Origin of the sequence: Flavobacterium sp. JAS, from assembly GCF_020991455.1 — a bacterium.
Taxonomy (GTDB): Bacteria; Bacteroidota; Bacteroidia; order Flavobacteriales; family Flavobacteriaceae; genus Flavobacterium.
In genome coordinates, this window is the sequence record NZ_JAJMOX010000029.1 from 1 (window position 1) to 3,191 (window position 3,191).

3 protein-coding genes are annotated in these 3,191 nt (G+C 34.5%); all 3 read left to right on the forward strand.

All coding sequences use genetic code 11. From position 1 onward, the window contains the following. On the forward strand, positions 1–252 hold a 252-nt coding region (locus tag LPB88_RS23545; protein WP_230718217.1), incomplete at its 5' end, for a gliding motility-associated C-terminal domain-containing protein. A 146-nt stretch (positions 253–398) separates the two neighbouring features. Further along, on the forward strand, positions 399–1,310 hold the full coding sequence (locus LPB88_RS23550) for a type IX secretion system membrane protein PorP/SprF (RefSeq protein ID WP_230718219.1): 912 nt from the start codon (positions 399–401) through the stop codon (positions 1,308–1,310). A gap of 12 nt (positions 1,311–1,322) precedes the next feature. After that, on the forward strand, positions 1,323–3,191 hold a 1,869-nt coding region (locus LPB88_RS23555; protein ID WP_230718221.1), incomplete at its 3' end, for an OmpA family protein.

A 3,191-nucleotide genomic window follows, 5' to 3' on the forward strand; every position in this document is an offset into this window, starting at 1 on the left:
GACGACATCGTTTGTTATCCAAGTAATACTATAGAAATATACAATCGTTGGGGAATATTAGTATTTGAAACTCAAAACTATAATAACACAACAAATGCATTTGATGGTATTTCAAGAGGAAGAACAACCATTAGTCAATCAGATGGTCTTCCTTCAGGAACTTACTTTTATATTCTTAATTACACTTCCGTAGATGGAAACGGTGCAATTCAAACGAATAAAAAAGATGGATATCTATATCTTAGTAAGTAAGCACAATACCATCTTGATGATATAATTCATCTCTCATCAAGATGGTATTTAACTGAACTTTCGTGTTTTTAGATTCAGGAACAGCTTCAGTTTGTTTTTAGTAAGATTAAAAAATAATGGCAATAATAAAATAATAAACACCTACTATGAGAACAAAATTATTTTCTTTCGTTTTGATGTTTACAGCTATTCTAAGTTATGCACAACAAGATGCTCAATTTACACAATACATGTACAACACCATAAATATTAATCCAGCTTACGCCGGATCGCGAGGAGCCCTGAGTATTTTCGGTTTATACCGTACCCAATGGGTGGGACTTGACGGAGCTCCAGAAACTAGTACCTTTTCTGTCAATTCGCCAATAAATAACAGTAACTTAGGAATAGGTGCTTCACTGGTAAATGATAAAATTGGACCTACTAACGAAAACACTATTTCTGTTGATCTGTCTTACACAGTACAAACCTCAGCAGATTTTAAGCTTTCATTTGGTATTAAAGGAACCGCTAATTTATTTAATCTCGACATTAATAAATTAAATCCGGAGCTTCAGGGAGACCCACAATTTCAGGATCTAAGCAATAAGTTCTCTCCAAATGTAGGTGCCGGTGTATATTGGCATTCTGATAAAGCCTACATCGGGTTATCAGTTCCAAATTTTATCGAAACAAATCGCTACGATGATAACCAAGTAGCCATTTTTAAAGATAAAATCAATTATTACTTTATGGCTGGTTACGTATTTGATTTGGGTCCGGAAATAAAATTCAAACCCGCAGCACTTATCAAAATGGTACAAGGAGCACCATTACAGGCAGATATTTCAGCCAATTTCATGTTCATCGACAAAGTAGTCGTTGGGGTGGCTTACAGATGGAGTGCCGCGCTGAGTGCTATGGTAGGATTTCAGGTTACTGATGGTCTATATATAGGTTATGGTTATGATCGTGAAACCACTAACTTAAATAATTACAACTCAGGTTCGCACGAAATATTCCTGCGCTTCGAACTCTTCCAAAACAATGGTAAAATAACAACTCCACGTTTCTTCTAAAAAATATTTATCATGAAAAATTATATACTCCTTTGCTTAATAATAGTAAGTGCTTTTTCATCTAAGAGTTATTCACAAAAGAACAAGGTAGCTTCCGCAGATAAAAAGTACGATAACTATGCCTACATTGATGCTATTAAAACCTATGAAAGAGTAGCAGAAAAAGGATACAAATCAGAAGATATGTTCAGGAAATTAGCGAATTCCTTTTACTTTAATTCTCAATTTGATAAAGCCGCAAAATGGTATGGTGAATTATTTGCCATGAACCCAGAACAAGAACCAGAGTATTATTATCGATACGCCCAATCGCTAAAATCTACGGGAGACACAGCCAAAGCCAATCAAATGCTTGATTTATTCAATCAAAAATCAAAAAATGATAATAGAGCCAAGCTGTACCAGGAAAACAAAAATTATCTAGATGTTATTAAAGCCAATTCAGGAAGATATAATATCGAAGATGCGGGTATTAACAGTAAATATTCAGATTATGGAACTACATTTTATCAAAACAAACTTGTTTTCACTTCAGCCAGAGATACTGGTAACTTTAGTCAGAGAAAACACAAATGGACAGGCGAGCATTTTACAAATTTATATCAATCCGATCTCGATGAAAATTTTAATCCTAACGCTCCAAAAAAGTTTAAATCAAAAATAAACTCCAAATTCCATGAAGCAACACCCGTTTTTACAAAAGATGGAAAAACAGTTTATTTTACACGAAACAATTATCTTAACGGTAAAAAAGGAAAAAATGAAAGTAAAATTACTCTTGTAAAAATATACAAAGCCACTTTTGAAAAAAATGAATGGGGAAATATAACCGAAGTGCCTTTTGACAGTGATAGTTATACCACAGCACATCCGGCATTAAGCCCCGATGAGAAAACATTATATTTTGCATCAGATATGCCCGGAACAATTGGACAATCGGATATTTATAAAGTAAGTATTGATGCCAATGGTACATTTGGAACTCCCGTAAATTTGGGAGCACCAGTTAATACCGAAGGAAAAGAAACCTTTCCTTATGTAAACGATGAAAACGAAATTTATTTTTCATCAGATGGGCATCCCGGACTTGGAGGATTGGATGTATTTGCCGGAAAAATAGCTGACGATGGTACGATAAGCAACATTCAAAATGTTGGAGCTGATGTTAATTCTTCAAAAGATGATTTTGCTTATATAATCGATACCAAGTCCCGAAAAGGTTTCTTTACATCCAACAAAGATGGCGGAAGAGGTTCTGATGATATTTATAAATTCTTAGAAACCAAAAGACTCTATTGTGTTCAGGAATTGTATGGAGTTGTTACAGATCTGGCAACAGGCGAAATATTGCCCGATACTAAATTGACGCTATACGACAGCGGTTATAAAATGATAACTACTACCACTTCTGATCAAAACGGTAATTATAAATTCCCTGTTGAATGCGGTATGTCGTACGCAGTACGCGCCGAAAGAGATAAATATACAACCAAAGAAGTCACTGTAACCATTTTAAAAGAAAACGGAAGAACCAACTTACCAATAGCTTTAGAAAAAGCGGAATGTGTGGTAACTGTTGGAGATGATTTAGCAAAATGTTTTGGTATAAAAATGATCTATTTTGATCTGGATAAATCCGATATACGTATAGAAGCCGCAATAGATCTTGAAAAAATACTTGATGTATTAAATCAATATCCATCTATGAAGCTTGATATTCGTTCTCATACAGATAGTAGAGCATCACATAAATACAATGAAGCCTTATCTGACAGAAGAGCTAAATCTACCATACAATGGCTTATTAAAAACGGTATAGCTCCAAACAGATTAGCCGGTAAAGGATACGGTGAAACACAACTCGTAAACAAATGCTCGGAT

Coding starts and splice junctions, on each gene's coding strand:
- LPB88_RS23550 (WP_230718219.1), top strand. CDS start 399: ATGAGAACAAAATTATTTTCTTTCGTTTTGATGTTTACAGCTATTCTA.